Source organism: Paenibacillus sp. 22594, from assembly GCF_052044425.1.
GTDB lineage: Bacteria > Bacillota > Bacilli > Paenibacillales > Paenibacillaceae > Paenibacillus_AQ.
The window spans coordinates 1-18,908 of record NZ_JBQENA010000022.1 but is presented as its reverse complement, the minus strand read 5'-3'; the positions used below and the strand labels follow the sequence as shown (position 1 = coordinate 18,908).

General features: G+C 49.9%; 17 protein-coding genes. All 17 read right to left on the bottom strand.

Annotation, left to right across the window (positions count from 1 at the left end):
• Positions 1–15: 15 nt before the first annotated feature.
• The 17 genes from cysK to yabP all read right to left on the bottom strand — a co-directional run bounded on the left by cysK (position 16) and on the right by yabP (position 18,695).
• Positions 16–954, bottom strand: a complete 939-nt coding sequence (gene cysK / locus ACTJKB_RS30690; RefSeq protein WP_074086942.1) for a cysteine synthase A — start codon at positions 952–954, stop codon at positions 16–18.
• A gap of 214 nt (positions 955–1,168) precedes the next feature.
• A complete protein-coding gene (locus ACTJKB_RS30685; protein ID WP_440838007.1) occupies positions 1,169–2,110 on the bottom strand; it encodes a peptidylprolyl isomerase in 942 nt (313 codons plus the stop codon).
• A gap of 12 nt (positions 2,111–2,122) precedes the next feature.
• Positions 2,123–3,007 carry an Hsp33 family molecular chaperone HslO gene (gene hslO / locus ACTJKB_RS30680; RefSeq protein WP_440838006.1) on the bottom strand — a complete coding sequence of 295 codons (885 nt, stop codon included), beginning with the start codon at positions 3,005–3,007 and terminating at the stop codon, positions 2,123–2,125.
• A gap of 47 nt (positions 3,008–3,054) precedes the next feature.
• Positions 3,055–3,822 carry a type III pantothenate kinase gene (locus ACTJKB_RS30675; protein ID WP_074086940.1) on the bottom strand — a complete coding sequence of 256 codons (768 nt, stop codon included), beginning with the start codon at positions 3,820–3,822 and terminating at the stop codon, positions 3,055–3,057.
• The gene (gene nadC, locus ACTJKB_RS30670) at positions 3,819–4,694 is read right to left on the bottom strand and encodes a carboxylating nicotinate-nucleotide diphosphorylase (protein WP_440838005.1); all 876 of its coding nucleotides are present in this window, start codon (positions 4,692–4,694) and stop codon (positions 3,819–3,821) included. Before nadC ends, ACTJKB_RS30675 begins: the two co-directional genes overlap by 4 nt.
• A complete protein-coding gene (gene nadB / locus ACTJKB_RS30665; protein WP_440838004.1) occupies positions 4,684–6,300 on the bottom strand; it encodes an L-aspartate oxidase in 1,617 nt (538 codons plus the stop codon). The genes nadC and nadB overlap by 11 nt, the downstream gene beginning before the upstream one ends.
• 39 nt (positions 6,301–6,339) lie before the next feature.
• Positions 6,340–7,278, bottom strand: coding sequence for a quinolinate synthase NadA (gene nadA, locus ACTJKB_RS30660; RefSeq protein WP_440838003.1), 939 nt, complete (start codon positions 7,276–7,278; stop codon positions 6,340–6,342).
• Positions 7,279–7,550: 272 nt separating this feature from the next.
• Positions 7,551–9,605 (bottom strand): ATP-dependent zinc metalloprotease FtsH, encoded by a 2,055-nt coding sequence (gene ftsH / locus ACTJKB_RS30655; protein WP_440838002.1) that lies wholly within the window; start codon positions 9,603–9,605, stop codon positions 7,551–7,553.
• A gap of 109 nt (positions 9,606–9,714) precedes the next feature.
• Positions 9,715–10,254, bottom strand: a complete 540-nt coding sequence (hpt, locus tag ACTJKB_RS30650; RefSeq protein ID WP_074086935.1) for a hypoxanthine phosphoribosyltransferase — start codon at positions 10,252–10,254, stop codon at positions 9,715–9,717.
• A 45-nt stretch (positions 10,255–10,299) separates the two neighbouring features.
• A complete protein-coding gene (gene tilS, locus ACTJKB_RS30645; RefSeq protein WP_440838001.1) occupies positions 10,300–11,742 on the bottom strand; it encodes a tRNA lysidine(34) synthetase TilS in 1,443 nt (480 codons plus the stop codon).
• Between the two features lie 75 nt (positions 11,743–11,817).
• The gene (locus ACTJKB_RS30640; RefSeq protein WP_074086934.1) at positions 11,818–12,756 is read right to left on the bottom strand and encodes a serine/threonine protein kinase; all 939 of its coding nucleotides are present in this window, start codon (positions 12,754–12,756) and stop codon (positions 11,818–11,820) included.
• On the bottom strand, positions 12,746–13,492 hold the full coding sequence (locus ACTJKB_RS30635) for a hypothetical protein (protein WP_074102237.1): 747 nt from the start codon (positions 13,490–13,492) through the stop codon (positions 12,746–12,748). Before ACTJKB_RS30635 ends, ACTJKB_RS30640 begins: the two co-directional genes overlap by 11 nt.
• A gap of 435 nt (positions 13,493–13,927) precedes the next feature.
• Positions 13,928–16,435: a stage II sporulation protein E gene (spoIIE, locus tag ACTJKB_RS30630; RefSeq protein WP_440838000.1), complete on the bottom strand. Its 2,508-nt coding sequence runs from the start codon at positions 16,433–16,435 to the stop codon at positions 13,928–13,930.
• A 432-nt stretch (positions 16,436–16,867) separates the two neighbouring features.
• Positions 16,868–17,368, bottom strand: coding sequence for a S1 domain-containing RNA-binding protein (locus ACTJKB_RS30625; protein WP_036696437.1), 501 nt, complete (start codon positions 17,366–17,368; stop codon positions 16,868–16,870).
• A 124-nt stretch (positions 17,369–17,492) separates the two neighbouring features.
• A complete protein-coding gene (locus ACTJKB_RS30620; RefSeq protein ID WP_440837999.1) occupies positions 17,493–17,828 on the bottom strand; it encodes an FtsB family cell division protein in 336 nt (111 codons plus the stop codon).
• Positions 17,829–17,850: 22 nt separating this feature from the next.
• A complete protein-coding gene (gene yabQ, locus ACTJKB_RS30615) occupies positions 17,851–18,414 on the bottom strand; it encodes a spore cortex biosynthesis protein YabQ (protein WP_440837998.1) in 564 nt (187 codons plus the stop codon).
• Positions 18,411–18,695, bottom strand: a complete 285-nt coding sequence (gene yabP / locus ACTJKB_RS30610) for a sporulation protein YabP (protein WP_074086929.1) — start codon at positions 18,693–18,695, stop codon at positions 18,411–18,413. The genes yabQ and yabP overlap by 4 nt, the downstream gene beginning before the upstream one ends.
• Between the last annotated feature and the right edge of the window lie 213 nt (positions 18,696–18,908).

The window sequence follows — 18,908 nt, the reverse complement described above, 5'->3', positions numbered from 1 at the left end:
TATGCAAATCAGCAATTACACTTCGAAATTGTAAAGTGGAGTACTCAGGTAACGTTCACCGTTACTTGGAATAATCACAACGATCTTTTTGCCTGCTCCCAGCTCTTTAGCCACTTTGAGGGCAGCGAAGACGGCTGCACCGGAAGAAATACCAGACAGAACGCCTTCTTCCTTCGCTACACGACGCGCGGTTTCGAATGCTTCGTCGTTCTCTACATGGATGATCTCATCATAGATCTTCTGATTCAGGATATCAGGAATGAAGTTCGCGCCGATCCCTTGGATCTTATGCGGGCCTGGTTTACCGCCAGCCAGAATTGGTGATGCCGCAGGTTCAACAGCATAGATCTTCACATCTGGATATTTGTCCTTCAGAATCTCGCCAGCCCCTGTGATTGTTCCACCCGTACCTACTCCGGCAATGAAGGCATCCAGTGGTCCACCGATGGATTCAATGGCTTCAACAATCTCAGGACCGGTAGTTTCGCGGTGAATCTTCACGTTCGCCTTATTCTTAAACTGCTCAGCCAAGAAGAAGTCAGGATTCTCGCTAAGGATTTGTTCAGCCTTCTTAACTGCACCGTTCATCCCTTCTGATCCAGGAGTAAGGACTAGCTCCGCACCATAAGCACGCAGCAGATTGCGCCGCTCAAGGCTCATTGTTTCCGGCATAACAATAACCGCCTTGTAGCCTTTGGCTGCAGCAACAAGTGCTAGGCCAATCCCTGTGTTGCCACTGGTAGCTTCTACAATGGTACCGCCTGGCTTCAGAAGGCCTTCCTTCTCAGCCTCTTCCACGATGCTGATCGCGATGCGGTCTTTCACGCTGGAGCCCGGGTTTTGATATTCCAGCTTCAGATAGATTTCAGCAGAACCTTCGGGAACCACCCGGTTGAGACGAACGAGCGGTGTGCCTCCGATCAAATCTGTTACACTATTGACGACTTTAGCCATGAGTAAAGACCTCCTTGGGATGATAAATGAATGGGTGCGTAACTTGTGACAATAGTCTTCAGCATAAATTCCCGGGTGTATGAAAAAACGGCTAGGTCTGCACCAGGATATTCAACACCGCAGCGCCAAGTTATAGCGCTGGACAGCGGAATTGAACAGTCCGCCGTTTGTTATTTCCGACTAAATCAGTAGGTTTTACATTAAGTTCATATTATCAATCTTGCAGGCTGTTGTCAATATATATCGCTGTATCATATTTAGCGCGCAAATCACTTTCCACCTTCTGTAGCGGGGGGGCCTTCTCCAGCGCAAGCTCTTCCCGTACCTGCTGCCTGATTTCAGCTTGATCCTGCTCCCTGGGCACGATAGTTTGTTCCAGGCGAATTACCGCATAAGTTTCCCCTGTCTGCAGCGGACCTGCAATGTCACCCGCCTCCAGGCCAGCAGCAGTCTTCAAGAGATCCTCCGGCCAGAATGGGTCGTCCTCCTCCACCATACCAATACTTCCTCCATGGAGGCGGCTTTCCTCATCGATGGACAGCTCCCTGGCCAGTTCCGCAAAATCCTCCCCCTGCTCCAGGCGGTCCATTACTTTTTCCGCCTCATCGTAAGTGGTTACCTTAATCATGGAGAGCTGCATTTCCTTCTTGGGAGTGAACCGCTCAGCATTTTGCGCTAAATAATCATCAATTTCGCTCTCACTGATGGTAATTCCCGCTGTTGCTACCGCTTGCAGTGTGAGACGGTAGACCGCCTCTTCTCTCACTTCTTCACGGGAGAGCCCCAGCTCTGACTCCATTTGTTCGTAATATTGCTGTTCGGAGCTGTAACCAGCCATACTGCGCTGCAGCTCCCTCTTGATCTCATTATCGTTAACGGTAATCTTCAAAGCCTTTGCCTCTTTGCTGACTACAATGTGATTTAGCAATCCAAGGAGCACTTCATCACCATGCTTTTTTTTGAGCTCAACTATCCATTGCTGGTCCGTAACCGGCTGATCTCCCGCTCTTGCAATGTCCGAGGACTCCCCCTCTGCGGCTTCTCCCTTTAGTATGGCCATAGCCCGCAGACTCCAGAACAATAAACCTCCGAGCATTAATGTTGCGATCGCCAGTAGTATAACGGCATTGCGCAGCACGCGCTCTTGTCTTGTCATCATCCCATAGCCCTACGATTTCGCTTGATTCAGGATAACCTGCAATTCATCCTTATGAAATACATAGGCCTCGTTACAAAAATGGCATACCACTTCCGCCTGGTCATCTTCTTCGATCAACCGTTCCAGCTCGTGCTGGCCCAGACTCACCAACGTTTGCTCTACACGCTCACGGGAGCATTGGCAGACAAAATTTATATCGAGTTCATCCATAATAATTACATCAGGAAGCAACCAGCGAAGCATCTCTTCCGGCTCGAGTCCCTGGTCGAGAACGGCGGTAACAGAAGGCAGTGCACCTACTGCCCGCTCAATCTCTGTGATCTCATCATCGGTGAGACCCGGAAGAAGCTGCACAATAAATCCTCCAGCAACTTTCACAGAGTTATCCGTTTCAACAAGAACTCCAAGCCCTACCGCAGCCGGGGTTTGCTCGGATACCGCAAAATAATAGGTGAAATCCTCACCAAGCTCTCCCGAAACAATAGGAACACTCCCCCGGTAAGGCTCCTTCATCCCCAGATCCTTACTGATATCAATGAACCCTTCTGTTCCCACTGCTCCCGCGACATCCAGTTTGCCGAGACTGTTGCTTGGCAAATGAACATGCGGATTCTGTACATAACCACGCACTTCTCCAAGAGCATTAGATTCCGCAACAATCTGCCCAAGCGGTCCGTTCCCTTTGACCATAATTGCCAGTTTTTCCTCGCCCTTGAGCATAGCACCCATCATAGCAGCGGCTGTAACTGTACGGCCCAGCGCTGCTGTTGCTGTGGGATACGTATCATGTCTGCGCCGAAGCTCGTCGACAAGCTCAGTGGTACGGACTGCAAAAGCTCTTACCTTGCCGTTCATCGCCGTTCCCCGAACCAGCCGATCTTTTTTTTCATCCATTGGTTGCATGCTCCTCCTGTCATTTGTCCCATATGGGTTCTATATCTTTATTTGTTACGGTCATAAATAATTCTTAAGCCTTCCAGCGTCAGCATAGGATTAACTTCATCAATACATTCCGTTTCACCGGCAATCAGTGTCGCCAGGCCTCCAGTAGCAATTACTTTCAGCACCGGGGCATTCATCTCCAGCTTAATGCGTTTCACAATACCTTCAACCTGACCAGCATAGCCAAAAATAATCCCAGCCTGCATGGCGTGTACGGTATTGCGTCCAATGACTTTCTTCGGCTTCTCAAGTTCAATCCGCGGCAGCTTGGATGCCCGCTGATACAATGCTTCGGTAGAAATGCCCAGTCCCGGTACAATCGCACCACCAAGATAGTTTGCACCAGCATCAATGCAGTCAAACGTAGTCGCCGTTCCAAAATCAACGACGACTAGCGGACATTTATATTGTTCAATGGCGGCAACCGCATTTACAATCCGGTCAGCACCAACTTCACGTGGATTCTCATAGCGCAGATTAAGCCCTGTCTTAATACCCGGGCCAACAAGTAGCGGCTCCTTGCCAATATATTTCACGCACATCTCCACAATAACCTGCACAAGAGGGGGAACAACCGAGGAGATAATGACCCCTTCCACATCTTTGAATGAAATATTCGACATATGAAACAAATTATGAATCAATACACCGTATTCATCTGATGTCGATTGACGGGCAGTGCTGAGCCTGAAATGATGGAGCAGTTCACGCCCCCGGTATACCCCAAGGACGATATTTGTATTCCCTATATCTACAGCAAGCATCATGAGAAGTGCTCCTCCTTCTTCGCATTCAGATCCAGACTGATATCCAGACTGGAGAAGGAATAGGTGAGCCTGCCGACAGAAATCACATCAACCCCGGTCTCAGCAATGCGGCGGACTGTCTCTAAAGACACGTTGCCGGAAGCTTCGGTTTTGACATGGGGGGCTTTGGTTTTAATCCGTCTTACGGCTTCAGTCATCAGTTCAGGGGACATATTGTCCAGCATAATAATATCGGCCCCTGCCGCGATTGCTTCTTCTACCTGCTCCAGGCTCTCCGTCTCCACTTCAATGGTCATCGTGTGCGGAATATTGGCCCGGGCCCGTCCAACAGCCTGACGAATCCCCCCGGCTCCCTTGATGTGGTTGTCTTTAATCATTACGGCATCGTAGAGGCCGAACCGGTGATTGGCGCCACCACCAATACGAACGGCGTATTTCTCCAGCATCCGGTGACCAGGAGTTGTTTTGCGTGTATCCACCAGCCGGGATGGCAATCCCTCAAGCTTTTGCACAAAAGAGTGGGTACGGGAAGCCACACCCGATAAACGCTGCATTAAATTAAGTGCCAAACGTTCTCCGGTGAGAATCGAATGTGTACTGCCTTCCACCTCGGCGATAACAGTCCCTTTAGTTACAGCCTGACCTTCTTGTACCATGGCAGTGAACACAAGGGCGGGATCTACCACCTCAAAAACCAGCTCTGCTACAGGAACACCACAGATAATACCGTCCTCTTTTGCGTGAATGATCCCCTTGGATTCGTGTCCTGCGGGAATCGTTGTGCGGGTTGTGATATCGCCGGAGCCGACATCCTCATGCAGCCAGCCCTTAATCATTTGTACCAGTTCTTCATTGTAGCCATTAAACATCATCACTTAATTCCTCCACTATTCCCAGTTCACGAATCTGAAGCAGATGCTTCTGCCACTGGGCATCATCACGCTGCGGGTAATCCTCACGGTAATGCGCACCTCGGCTCTCATGACGTGCTAAGGCCGATTCAGTAATCAGCAGACAACAGGTCAGCATATTGGCGAACTCGTATTCTTCACGTTTGGTCAAAGCCGAATGGAAGATAGGCAGTTGACGCTTCAATTCATCCAATCCTTTGAGCAGCATCTCTTCATTGCGCCGCAGACCTGCATATCGCACCATTACCTTCTGCACCTTCAGTCGACGCTCTACAATAGCCTGGGTTGGGGATTCCACCCTTCCTTCATCGCATCCTGCTGCCATAACGCCACGTTCAAGCGGCGGCAGCTGACGGATACGTTCAATAATCCTCCGCCCAAAAACAACAGCCTCGGACAGTGAATTACTGGCCAGCCGATTAGCTCCCTGCACTCCGGTAGAGGACACTTCCCCGCAGGCAAACAACCGGGAGATATTGCTCTCTCCATTAAGATCGGTCTTGATACCCCCCATCATATAATGCGCAGCCGGAGCCACTGGAATCCAATCACTTGTAATATCCAGCCCATAACTCATACAGGTTCTATAAATAGTCGGAAAACGGTGTCTGACCATATCTGCCGACTCGTGAGTAATATCCAGGTACACAAAAGTAGATTTGGTCAGCTCCATTTCACTGATGATGGCCCGGGCGACGATATCACGAGGCGCAAGCTCCAGCAGCTCATGATAGCGCTCCATGAAACGTTCACCATTGATATTACGCAGCACAGCACCTTCACCGCGGACTGCCTCGGAGATCAGAAAACGCGGTGCCCCCGGATAACTGAGCGCTGTAGGGTGGAACTGAATAAATTCCATGTCGCGAATATGCGCGCCGGCCCGGTAAGCAATCGCCACACCATCTCCGGTTGCTACCTCTGGGTTTGTGGTATAACGGTATAACTGGCCGGCTCCCCCCGAGCACAGTATGGTTGCAGCTGCCTGGAGAAACAAGCGGCCGCCTCCAGGGCGCTGGACCAGAGCACCCACACATTCTCCTCCGTCAGTGATAAGATCGATCACATAATGATCATCCCATACCTCAATATTTTCATGCTCCGCTACCTGCTCTCCCAGAGCGCGCACAATTTCATATCCCGTTGCATCCCCATTGGCATGCAGAATACGCCGGTGGCTGTGCGCACCTTCTTGGGTGAGCGCAATCACGCCGTTCTCTTTATCAAAAAGTGTGCCTAGACGGATTAACTCACGCACTCCTTCAGGCCCTTCATTTACAAGAACATCAACAGCCGCTGATGAGTTAAGTCCCGCTCCCGCCATCAGTGTATCCTGACGGTGATAGGCTGGTGAATCATCATCGGCAAATACAGCAGCTATACCGCCCTGGGCATAACGGGTATTGCTCTCCATCAGCGTTTTTTTGGTTATCATAATGACTTTCCGGTCTTCACTGGCTTTGATCGCTGTGAACAAACCGGCGATGCCTGAACCGATGACGATACAATCCGTCTGGACTGTTGGAAGCTCGCTAAGGTCGAAATCAACCAAATATTGTGGAATCATGACCGCTTTTCACCTGTTTCAACGAAAGAGTAGCGCATGCTACCGGACTTGTAGCATGCGCTCTAGGGATGTTCTGGCTTTGTCGGCGACAGCGGGCGGTACATAAATCTGCGGCTTCATCGTCTCCAGGCATTTGACCAGTTTTTTGAGATTATTTACTTTCATATTAGGGCAAACGAGAAATTTGGTGGCAAAATGAAACTCTTTATCCGGACTGTCTTTACGGAGCTGATAGCCGGTGCCGTCTTCTGTTCCGACAATGAACTGCTTGCGGTCAGATTTCTTGCAATAAGCAATAATGGATGTAGTACTGCCTACATAATCGCCCATGGCCACTACCTCAGGACGGCATTCCGGATGAACTACAAATTCAGCTTCCGGATATTTCGCTCTCATTTCAATTACGTCTTTGACGGTGAGCATGTCATGGGTATTACAGTAGCCTTCCCAGATGATCAGCTTCTTGCCGGTCTGATCCTGAACATATTGGCCCAGGTTCTTGTCAGGCACCCAGATAATTTCTTCGGCATCCAACGATTCAATAACCTTCACCGCATTGGCAGATGTACAGCAAATATCCGTTTCCGCCTTGATTTCCGCCGATGAATTGATGTACGTAACGACTTTGGCATTAGGGTGCTGTGCCTTTAACTTGCGCAAACCATCCACATTCACCATGTCGGCCATCGGACAGCCAGCGCGCTCATCCGGAATAAGGACCGTTTTATTCGGTGCCAGAATTTTGGCGCTCTCCCCCATGAAGTGGACACCGCAGAATACAATTACATCAGCATCAGTTTCGGCGGCCTTTTGAGCAAGTAAAAAAGAGTCTCCCCGAAAATCTGCCACTTCCTGAATTTCGTCACGCTGATAATAATGAGCCAAAATGATTGCGTTCCGTTCTTTCTTAAGCTGTTCGAGGCGCACACGAAGTTCACGATTCTGTTCCTGCTTGCGCTCAAGCGCCAGAGCTTCCACGGTCTGTTCTCCCCCTTATGTCTTCACGGCTTTTAGCCGGCATATACTTATCCAATTTTCCCGAAGTTTGCGGGTATGCAGCAGCCACCCAGCCCTGCAATTACTTAGCCTTATATTATTTAATATTTAATCACTAATGTACACAACGTTCCACCCACTGTCAATGTAACCCGGCTGGCAGAAGACGGTCTTCTGGCTACTGGGGAGATAAAAAAATCCGGAGAACCCTAGGGTTCTCCGGATCATCTTACAGACATTCAGTCACTTACAATCTAGACGAGACTTCCGCCACCGTCTTTATTGCCATCATCCGAGCCGTTTCCATTCTCTGTATCCGGGCTGTTCGGAATATCCTTGGATAAGTCCCCGATCGTGGAAGAAGTATCGTCAGCTTTACCTTGAATACGGACACGCACATCACCAATAGAATCAATGACAGGCTCGCCTTCCTCGTGAGTAACGCCAGAAATTTCTACCGGTTTGCCGTCTTCTGACAGATAACCCTGCTCGATCAATTCTTTGATCTGATCCAGCTCCAGCGTTTCTTTTTCAAGAAGGGTATTGGCAATCAGGTGCATCTCTTTGGAGTATTTGTTCAGCAGCTCTTTGCAGCGTTCGTAGCTGCTGCGGATAAAGTTCTGCATTTCCTGATCAATCTCGTATGCAATGGAGTCACTGTAATTCTGCTCATGCCCGATGTCACGGCCCAGGAATACCTGGCCCTGAGAAGTACCGAACTGCATAGGTCCCAGCTTATCACTCATACCGTATTCCATAATCATGCTGCGCACAATTCGCGTAGCCTGCTGGAAGTCACTGTATGCACCCGTACCGATCTCACCTATGAATAGCTCTTCAGCAACACGCCCGCCAAGGAGTCCAGTTACCTTATCAAGCAATTCCTGCTTGGTGACAAGCATCCGGTCTTCTTTCGGAAGCATAATTACGTATCCGCCTGCACGGCCGCGCGGGATGATGGTCACCTTGTGAACCATATCCGCATGTTCCAGGAAATAACCAACAATCGTATGACCTGCTTCGTGGTAAGCCACAATACGCTTCTCGCGATCACTAATGACACGGCTGCGTTTCTCGGTACCTACGATTACCCGGTCAATAGCTTCATCCACTTCATTCATGGAAATATCCTTGCGGTTACGCCGTGCAGCGAGGAGGGCTGCCTCATTTAGCAGGTTCTCCAAATCCGCTCCAGTGAAACCGGTAGTACGCTTGGCAATAACATCAAGTCTAACGTCCTTCGTCAACGGCTTATTGCGGGAATGAACCTTGAGTACAGCTTCGCGGCCTTTCACATCCGGACGATCTACTGTAATCTGACGGTCAAAGCGTCCCGGACGAAGCAGCGCCGGGTCAAGGATATCTGCACGGTTGGTCGCCGCAACGATAATTATTCCTTCATTACCGCCAAAGCCGTCCATTTCAACGAGCAATTGGTTGAGGGTTTGTTCACGTTCGTCATGTCCGCCGCCAAGTCCTGCGCCACGCTGACGTCCAACCGCATCAATTTCATCGATAAAGATGATACAAGGTGCATTTTTCTTGGCATTCTCGAACAAATCACGTACTCGGGAAGCGCCGACACCGACGAACATTTCCACGAAGTCGGAACCGGAGATGCTGAAGAAAGGAACCCCGGCTTCGCCGGCTACCGCACGGGCCAACAGGGTTTTACCTGTACCTGGAGGGCCCACGAGAAGCACGCCCTTAGGAATGCGGGCACCTACTGCGGCAAATTTACGCGGATCTTTGAGGAATTCCACGACTTCGACAAGCTCCTGCTTCTCTTCATCGGCCCCTGCAACATCCTCGAAACTGATTTTCTTCTTCTCTTCATTATATAACCGGGCCTTGCTCTTACCGAAATTCATTACCTTGCCGCCGCCACCCTGTGCCTGATTAAACAGGAAGAAGAACAGGATGAACATGATAACCAGCGGAATGATGGAAGAAAGGAACGTCAGCCAAATGCTGTCACCTTCCATCTTCTTCTGCGATAACTCTATGCCGTTAACATCACTGGCAGCTATGAGTTGATTGATGGCATCATCTGTAGGAGGAACAAATGTGGAAAAGTTCTTCGATTTAGCATCTGAGGGCTGCTGTTTATATTCGCCGGTTACGGCAAAAGCATTGCCTTCAAACTGAATCGTCATGCTCTTCACATTGTTATTCTTGATCTCCTGTCTTAACTCATCGTATCTAGGGAAATCGGCGGATTCATTTCCATTGCTTACAAACTGGACAATGCCCACCACGACTAAAAATAAAATCAAATAAAAACCAGAATTCCGGATGAACCGATTCATCCCCTACCTCCTCTCACAACACTCAAGTTATTGTACCATAGCCTGCCCAGACTCCTCAAATTTGACAGAAGCCAGGGATCGGATCCGTAGATCTAAGGCTGCGATTAGCTCATTTGGAATAAATCTCAGGCTTCAGTACACCGACGTAAGGGAGGTTCCGATACTGCTCGGCATAATCCAGTCCATAACCTACTACGAATTCGTCCGGAATCACAAATCCGGTATACGCGGCTTCCAGACTAACTGTGCGCCCTGCGGGTTTGTCGAACAAGGTGACCACAGTCACTGATGCAGCATTGCGGCCTTGAAGCATTTCAATCAAATAGCTGAGCGTAAGCCCGCTGTCAATGATATCCTCCACAATCAGAACATCACGTCCCTCAACGGAAGCGTCCAGATCCTTAATGATTTTGACTACGCCTGAGGATTTGGTGGATGCTCCATAGCTGGATACAGCCATGAAATCCATTTCAACTGGCACTGTAATGACTTTAACCAAATCTGCCATAAAGATGAACGCGCCTTTTAGCACACAGATGACGAGTGGCGTGCGTCCTGCATATTCCGTACTCAGCTGGGCGCCGAGCTCCCTGATTCTTTGTTGAATTTCCTCTTCGCTGATCAAGATTTCCTGAATATCGTTCTGCAACTTGCGAACCTCCTAAGTTATACTATGAAAGACTTACTTTGACCATTACGCTTCTTCGCTCTTCTCCATATCCTCCAGAGACAATAAAAGAACCGAGGCCGTGTGCCGCCCTACTGCGGCATGCATCGAGCGTCTAACGCCCGGAATCCAGACGATATTGCCCAGACCATCACAAACAAGGGGAATCGCAGAGCGTTCGGAAGAAGGTATTTTATCATCAATGTAAATATCTTTTACCTTTTTGCTTCCGTTTAATCCCATAACCCTTATGGTATCTCCAGGCAAACGGGAACGGATGGTAAGTGGCAGGACCAGCTCGCTGCTGTCAAACCACGCCAACATTTCCCCAAAGTCCTCCCCCAGTACAGAAAAATTTTCTCTCTCCAGCACCGACATCGTCAATACTTTTCCTATCTCCTTAATTTCAATACGGGGATGAGGCAAAGACAGCCGATATGTATAGCTTAATTGCTGCTTCGGAGGCTTGGACAAGAACACAATAGTATCGTATTGCCGCATACAGGTAAGTCCTCCACCCAAATTCAAACTCCATACCGTGGGATACTCCTGCAGCGTTCCCCGGCGTACTGCTTCAATCTTGGGAAAATCCAAGCTCGATGAATCCGCCGACAGATAATTTAATATTAGTTTAATCAAACGCCGTTGTAAAGCGGAGGGTACGGCCGCAAATGAGGTCCTCTTCAGAGAGCATTTTCCAGAATCGACCAGGACGAGCTCATCAAAACATTTTCCCGCTGCCGCTTCCATAAATTCATCTTCAGCCTGAACAATTTCAGACAATTGAAGTAGCGACTGCTTCACTCTGGGATTGTACTCTTCAAGCGTTGGAATCAGCTCCAGCCTTACCGCGTTGCGTCTATACTCCGTCATTAAATTACTGGCATCTTCAGCATATGAAAACCCCTCCTGCCGGCACAATTCGACAAGAGCTGTTTTGTTAATACGCAGGAAGGGCCGGATCAGTTCCACCTTTTTTTCGGTCCGTTTCCACCGCATACCCGCAAGACCAGAAGGACCGCTTCCCCGAAGCATACGCATCAGCACAGTTTCCGCCTGATCGTCTGCATGGTGAGCCAGTGCAACGGAACGGGCTCCATAGCGATGTGCCGTATCGATGAGAAACTGATAACGTTTCTGCCGCGCTGCTCCCTCCGGCCCAAGACCGCTCTCCTTGACGAGAGAGGGAATATCAAATTCTGCCAGCTCAAAGGGAAGTCCGAGCTCTCGAGCCATGGCACGGACAGATTCCGCTTCTTCTGCCGATTCTGCTCGAAAGCCATGATTCACATGCGCACAGATTAAGGTTAGCGGCATCCGGTTCAGGGCGATTTCATACAGAATATGCAAAAGAGCCACAGAGTCCGGCCCTCCGGAAACTGCGACTACAATGGTGTCATGGGGCGACCATAGCCGATGCTCGGCTGCAGACTCCAATACGGATTCCACCAGTTCTTTCATTTGCTCCATACGGCTCCCTTTCTCACCCGGTAACGGGCCGGAACTGGCATGAGATGCCAAGCCCTCCCGATATTATGTATAATTTCAAAATCGAAATACGTAGTAAATCGTAAATACCAGCAAAAATAAGGATAGCGCGAATGCACTTTTTAACCAGCCGGGTGTCGCCATTGATTCTTTCCCCGGTTTTCTTGAATTGTAAATATGGGTCCTCCAGGCTTCTGTTGCCGCCTCCGTTCCCGGGAATCCGCCTTTAAGTGCCAGACACAGCCAAGCAGAGAGCTTCTTATCGGGCAAAGTTCTGGCCAGCTTCAGCAGCTCGTCGGCACTTCTAGTCTGCGGCAGCTGGGAGGCGGCTGTCTTCAACCCTTCTTCATCCAGCAAACGCAGACACAGCACAGCAAAGGCAAACAGATCGTAATTCTCGTCACCCATACGGCTGCCCGCATTCCAGTACCCGCGGTCATGCCATTCGGTAAATTGCTTCACGCTGCGGCCCAGCGGGCTGGCACCGCCGTAATCAATCAGCTCTGCCTCTCCGTAATTGGACACCATTACGTTCTCTGGCTTCAAATCTCCAAACACAAAGCCGCACTCATGCAGATTCCGTAGCTTCTCCAGCAGCTTGAGGCCAACCAGACCTAGCCAGGAGGCTCCGTTCTTGGCTAAAAAGTGGTGCAGCGGCCGGCCCTCCACATAACGCATAACATAAAAAGGCACGCTATCGGCGTCTTTAAAATCATCTGATTCGAGTAAATAGGAAGACAAGGGAGATTCACGGTGTGCACGATGCTCTTTTCGCTTCCTGCTGGATTGCAGGCTGGTCAGAACATTGATCTCGGATTGCAGCTCAAGGGTATCGTTGCCAATCTTGAGGGCATAGTGCTCCCGTCTACCTTCCCGCTGCACCAGATATACGGTTCCGTTCGCTCCTCTTCCCAGCATCCGCTCAACGACATAACGGTTTCCCCGCCATTTGCCGCTGATTACTGTGCCGGCAGGATAGGGCGGATTAGACGACATACCCACCAATCATCCCTTCTTTTTCATCGTAACCGTCATCTGTCGGACGTTCACGGTGTCCATCCAGTGTATCATAACGGTAATGCTCAAGCACCTTGAATATGGCCGGTCCAGTAGGCGTGGCCCCACGCATCTTCAGCTTGGAAAACAAGGAGCGGACCTCCGACACATTATGTGTCCAGTCCATATCCAGCACGGCATCCTCACTACTGGAGCGTCCCGGAAAATGGAAAACCGCTATTTCGCTTTTACCCTCCCGGGCCTCCAGGCTAAGCGCCAGATCACGGATCGCATCTTCTACAGCGCCCAGCTTAGGTTTCATGCTCGCACTGGCATCGATCAAAAGCGCAATACGCAGTGGTGAGGTCTCGGTCAGTTCATCGACAACTGTAACCACCTGCGAGCGCTGCAGCGGAGGCAGCTCTTCCAGTGAGCCTTCTCCGAGTATTTTTTTCACCTCTTTATTAACCGCCTGTTGAATCGTCTGAACCACCGTCTTGCGGGTCATCATCTGAATCGTCTGTGCCAGCTGCGGCGTTCCTACGATCCGGCTGATACCGCCGCCAGCCTTGGCAATATCCGCAATCTCTTGGCTGCCAAGCTCCCCGATGGTGCCATAATCGACTACACCGACCACATTAACGGTGATGCCTTCCTGACGGGCATGCGCCGCAGCCATCACCGGACTCTCCCCTACGTTCGAACAACCGTCAGTAATAAGCAGGATCTGCTTCATGACCGATCACTCCCCTTCCTTGTATATGTTTCTAGCATATCCAAGGTAGAGAGATTTCAAACGCCGCTTTGCGGGGTTCCAGATAAAAAACAGCTGTGAATAAGGGGAACTACGAGAAATGTTTGGACTTCCGATCGCTGTTGTCCTCCGATTTCCAGATTAGAACCGCATTAAGCGGTTGAAATCGGAGGACAAAGGCGAACGCTGACGCTTCTACAGTTCCAAACTTCCTCTGCGTTCCTTCAATTCTCATCAAGTTGTCAACCTGAAAGAAGGCACCGCTGAACCAGCGGCTCGGGAAACAAGAGAGACAGGCAGCATTTTGAGGGCTGACTCCACCCTGATGCTCTGAAAAGGTAATTACCCCAACCCGGGCAAAGAATATGCTCCACCCGCGGCTATAGCTACAAAAAGCATTGCCAGTTAAATGATAGATTAGCTTACGGTGCGCGGGCGCTCCATCCGGCCGATACCGGGCAAATGCAGGCTGGACCATTCCGGATGGAAGTGATCCAAGCGGCTGACTACGATCGTCATATCATCATGGATTTCATTACCTTGATACCGGATAACCTTTTCGAGCAGATTATCGGCCATCACTTGGGGATCATCACCCTCAAGCTCCTGGATTAAGCGTTTCATCCATATTTCTTTATTAACGGCATATCCGGGCGCATCATAAATACCATCGGTCATCATTATTAAAATATCCCCTGGATGCAGCTGCATACTGACGAGATCAACCTCAATATCCTTGATGATTCCAATCGGCAGATTGCTGGCTGTAATAGGAATGACCTCGCTTCCCCGCCGGATGAAGCTGGGGGCTGACGCGATTTTCATAAATGTAGTTTGTGCTGAATACTGGTCAATCAGAGCCATATCCACAGTCGCATAGAATTCGTCCGGGGAACGCAGGAGGAGAATAGAATTAACGGATTTGACCGCGAGTTTCTCATCCATCCCGGACTGCAGGAGCTTTTCCAGCATCCCGAGCGCGGCGCTGCTCTCCATGCGGGCCCGCTCCCCGTTACCCATTCCATCACTGATGGAGACAGCAAAGGTTCCATTGCCCAGCTCTACAGTGCTAAAGCTGTCTCCGGACAGCATATCACCGCCTTTGGCCGCTCCGGCAACACCTGTATTAACCTCATAGGCTTTGGCCGATCCAAAGGTCACCATCGACAATCCCTCCCGGGGATGAACCGCCGTTTCATTCACGACTGCAATATTCTCCTCCAGAATGTCAGAGAGCAGCGGAGCGATCATCTTCCGGCATTCATCAAAGCCGCGGGTATAGGCATGCACCACTTCGATCTCTACCCGGCCCGGGTCCAGGCTCAGAATCTCAATACTGTGGATGGACAGGCCCAGCTTCTCCAGTGCTTCACGAATCTGTCCTTCCTGACGGTACATTGCCTGTCCTTCACGTTTGATCTCTTTGGCCAGGTCCTCCATCACCTGGGACACGCCTGACAGCTGCTCGGCAACGAATTGGCGGCTGTCGTATATTTGTCTTTTCCAGCGCATATCATGCTGGTATAGATCATATTGACCTTTCATCACTTCCAGTACCTCTGCAGTTTTGCCGCAGATCCGGCTCCATTCCGGCGGAAGCTGGGCAGCTGTAATGCCGGGGCACTCCTCCACCGTTGTCATCATATCGGTCATATAGCGGTAGGTCTGATAGAACTTGGCATCCCAGCAATGGGAGCGGCGGATGCAGCCCGAGCAGGCCCCTTCGGTCACGGTATTCATGAAATCTTCCATTTCACGATCCGATTTACCGGCTTCCCCGGCACGGGGAATCTGACCGAAGCTGCTCGATAATTGGCGGAATACCTGGGAGAACTGGGTTACCCGATCGGCTGTAATATCTCTTACCCTTCTCGCATATTCATGTTGGGAACGGCTATGGTCTGGCGTGCCCGGTACGTACTTGGCAATGGCAGAAATCATCCCTTTAGGTGTAAGAAGAAACAACACTACCGCTGCGCAGGTCTCCCAGGTAGAGGCCATCACATCACCCGGACCCAGGAAGTAGACAGACAGAATGGTTGAGCCGAGCAGCATCCCGATAGAGACCGCACCTTTGCGCCCGGATTGCATCATGCCTGCCAGCATCCCTGAGAAGGCGAGGAGACTCATCTGATAAATCGCTCCAATATCCGCCAGACTGAGGATCAGTCCGGTAACTACACCGACGGCTGCACCAAGCGGGGCACCTCCAGCCAGGGCAAACAGCAGAATCAGAAAGCGGGATAGGATATGCTCAAGCGATAATCCACCCACACTCCAGCCTACAAGGCCGGTCATTACTGAGGCCAGCAGTATAATCAGACAGAGTACTTCCTCATTACGCAGCGCCCTGCTTTTTTGCTTATACGTAAAGATCGGAAGCGCCTGCAAGAATACCAGAGTAAGCACGAATCCGAGCAGAGCGTCCAGTGTTGCCATCATCAGCGAATACCAGGTAATCGAGGGTCCAATGACGATTTGGAACAAGCCCACCATAAACGAAGAGACGAAAACCATCAGCGGCGCATAGGAAAGTTCCACTTTTTGAAAGCTCTCCAGGCCTTTATAAATCAAGAAAAAGATAATTAGCTCCGCGGCTACCATTACGGGACCGGGGAATGGAGTAAAGAGGCTTCCAAGGATAATTGCGCCGGCTACAGGCAATATAGAGTCTTTGCGCATAAATACAATAACGGCAAAGTAAGCTGCAGCAAAAGGGGACAGCTCGTCCAGAATCATCGCGCGGCCGAGCAGAAAACCCATAAGACTCAGAAGCAGCATCCACTTTTTCACTATGAAAAGCTGGATTACCGGCTGCTTCAGACTCCACGCCTTAGCCCGGTCCCCCCAGCTATCCCTCTGATCTTTGTCATTGCTTCCAGCTCTTGTCCACTCCGGCAAATTCACCACATTGCTTTTACCCATTCCTCTACACCACCCGTTTAAGAATTTATGAGTCTCATTATATAGCGGGGATCTTTGGAAAGTTTGTCAGAAACGGAGGGCAGCCTGTAAGAAATTTCCGACAAAAAAGCCTGTACCGACATTCTGTGGAAAAGCCTGCGCATCCCTTGCGGGACGGCCGATTGACGGAAATTATGGAAAGCCCTTCCACATTTTACACACCTGCGGCTGCAGACATTCGTCAGCGATTGCTCTGGAGTTATGTGAGAATGGCAAGGATACTGTCGGGAATTTATTTTCAGCCGACAAAATAGCCCTGCCATGTGGAGCCTGATTTCAAAGTGTCTATTCAATTATTTCTGGAGTAGCGTAAGCCTTTTCATTCCCGGCATACAAAAAAACCGCAAAGGGCATTACGCCCCCGGCGGTTATTAATGATGTACATGTATGAAACTATACGCGCTTGGCCCCACGGCCTCCGCGCTTTCCTTCTGTGTTCTTCTTGATCGAAGATATCCGTTCTTCGCTGTCTTTCAGGAAGCGTGACATTTTATCCTCGAATGAAGGTTTACCGGCTGCAGGCTTGAATGGACGCCCTCCCCGTTCACGATTGAATCCACCGCCGCCTCCACCACTGCCGCCACCGCCGCCGAAACGGTCTCCACCGCTTGGACGTTCAGGTCTTGGAGCTCTGGGGGGACGTACTTCCGATGCCGGCTTATCTACGGCCTGCTTGATGGAAAGTCCGATCTTACCGTCCTTGTCAACGTTAATCACTTTGACGGTCACCACATCAGCAATCTTCAAATGATCATTAACATCTTTGACGTAATTATCGGCGATTTCCGAGATGTGAACGAGACCTGTGACACCTCCTGACAGATCCACAAATGCTCCGAAATGCGTGATGCCTGTCACCTTGCCCTCTAACTTGGTGCCCACTTCAATTGCCATAGAATAAAATGATCCTCCCTTAAAAATATACAGACGAATATTAAGTCCATCCTGTCTGCGGTGATTTGATTATACAGTAAAGAACAAATCAAGGCAACACAGCGAAAGCCTCTTTTGGCCTGCTTTATTCCCCTGATTGCTCTGTACGAATAGGTGTTTCGCCTTTAGGATACATATTGTACCATTTACGCGCCAATTGTCCGACATACTCATCATCCTTCAGGCGGGATACTTCATATTTCAGTTGATTAAGAGAAGTAGTCACCGTTTCATTCTTCTCTTGCTTCTTGGCGAGCTGTTCACTTTTATCTGCAATAGCCGCACTCTGGGCAAAGAAAATAAAACCGGCCCAGCCGAAAAACACAGCAACGACGAGCGTCCATATGAATTTTCTTCTCTTCGCGCCTGCGGCCGAAGCTTTATGGCTATTCCCCTTCTCTTCCGCAGAGAATCTGTTCATGCAGCGTTCCTCCAGTTCAAGGTCAGTGTTTCCTTTTGGTGTGTATCCATTCTGTGCATCTCATGACCCAGGCACTATTGCGGAGCCGGGATACATGTGGAGAGATCCACCTTACAGGAAATACCCAAATGGGTTTCGATAGACGCAGCAGCAGCTTTAGAATAAATAACAGGATACGGCCCAGCAGCTGCAGTATGCCTCTCAAGAGGCGCCACAACAAGCGCAGCGGTACACCTATTAACACTTCTATAACTCTCCATAGCAATCTGCACGTATACTGAACCGACTGAATTAACATTACCACAAAACGGCGCACCGTAACACTGAAGATCAAAAAATAGATCCATACGCCTAGAAACAGCCCCACGAAGACATAAAACCTCAATTGTCCCTGATTTCCGGCATAAAGCATGCGAAAGACCAGCAGCGCCGCCCATAACCAATACAAGAGATCGAGAAGCGCATTCAGCCACTTGGGAAAGCTTAATTTCAGCGACAGCACCCGGTAGCTGTCATAGGCCAGTCCCATGGCTGTGCCGGCCAGCATCATATAGAATAGGGTCATCCACTGAACTGCGGGATTCATTTAAACAGTTTACCGAGTAATCCTTTATTTTTGCCTTGCGCTCCGGGATCCAGATAAATCAGGGATTGCACATTGCCCTCCAGAGACAATATGCCATTCTCCAGACTTAAGTTTTTGATATGTAAATGATTCCCGCGAATGGTGAGATGGCCAAGTTCCGTACGCAGCAGAAACTCTTCGCTGTCGAAGCTTTCTACGTTCTGCACACCGGTAAGCTCCAGCTGTTTGCGGCTGTGCATGTGCAGATCGTGCTGTTTATTGACTTTTACTGGCTCGATCATAGCATGTACCCCTCCTTCTTGATTCTAATCTATGGGGGAAGGAGAGGTTATAGAACTGAAACTGCACAAGTGGAAGCCGCTAATTTATTGCGTGAAACCTAGAAATTCTTATATTTCAAGTAGAAACGGCTTCGCCGTCCAGATTGTCGAGAAACCCAGGTCATTTTTACGACCTTGGGTTTCTTTTTACGTTCAGGCAGAAGTACAATCGGA

Bases quoted from the DNA above. Each gene is read 5' to 3' on its own strand.
- nadB (WP_440838004.1), bottom strand. From the start codon at position 6,300: ATGATTCCACAATATTTGGTTGATTTCGACCTTAGCGAGCTTCCAACA.
- ftsH (WP_440838002.1), bottom strand. From the start codon at position 9,605: ATGAATCGGTTCATCCGGAATTCTGGTTTTTATTTGATTTTATTTTTA.
- yabP (WP_074086929.1), bottom strand. From the start codon at position 18,695: ATGATCGAGCCAGTAAAAGTCAATAAACAGCACGATCTGCACATGCAC.
- spoIIE (WP_440838000.1), bottom strand. From the start codon at position 16,435: ATGGGTAAAAGCAATGTGGTGAATTTGCCGGAGTGGACAAGAGCTGGA.
- ACTJKB_RS30635 (WP_074102237.1), bottom strand. From the start codon at position 13,492: ATGAAGCAGATCCTGCTTATTACTGACGGTTGTTCGAACGTAGGGGAG.
- yabQ (WP_440837998.1), bottom strand. From the start codon at position 18,414: ATGAATCCCGCAGTTCAGTGGATGACCCTATTCTATATGATGCTGGCC.
- ACTJKB_RS30620 (WP_440837999.1), bottom strand. From the start codon at position 17,828: ATGAACAGATTCTCTGCGGAAGAGAAGGGGAATAGCCATAAAGCTTCG.
- hslO (WP_440838006.1), bottom strand. From the start codon at position 3,007: ATGGATGAAAAAAAAGATCGGCTGGTTCGGGGAACGGCGATGAACGGC.
- nadC (WP_440838005.1), bottom strand. From the start codon at position 4,694: ATGATGTTTAATGGCTACAATGAAGAACTGGTACAAATGATTAAGGGC.
- ACTJKB_RS30685 (WP_440838007.1), bottom strand. From the start codon at position 2,110: ATGACAAGACAAGAGCGCGTGCTGCGCAATGCCGTTATACTACTGGCG.
- cysK (WP_074086942.1), bottom strand. From the start codon at position 954: ATGGCTAAAGTCGTCAATAGTGTAACAGATTTGATCGGAGGCACACCG.
- ACTJKB_RS30625 (WP_036696437.1), bottom strand. From the start codon at position 17,368: ATGGCAATTGAAGTGGGCACCAAGTTAGAGGGCAAGGTGACAGGCATC.
- ACTJKB_RS30675 (WP_074086940.1), bottom strand. From the start codon at position 3,822: ATGATGCTTGCTGTAGATATAGGGAATACAAATATCGTCCTTGGGGTA.
- tilS (WP_440838001.1), bottom strand. From the start codon at position 11,742: ATGGAGCAAATGAAAGAACTGGTGGAATCCGTATTGGAGTCTGCAGCC.
- ACTJKB_RS30640 (WP_074086934.1), bottom strand. From the start codon at position 12,756: ATGTCGTCTAATCCGCCCTATCCTGCCGGCACAGTAATCAGCGGCAAA.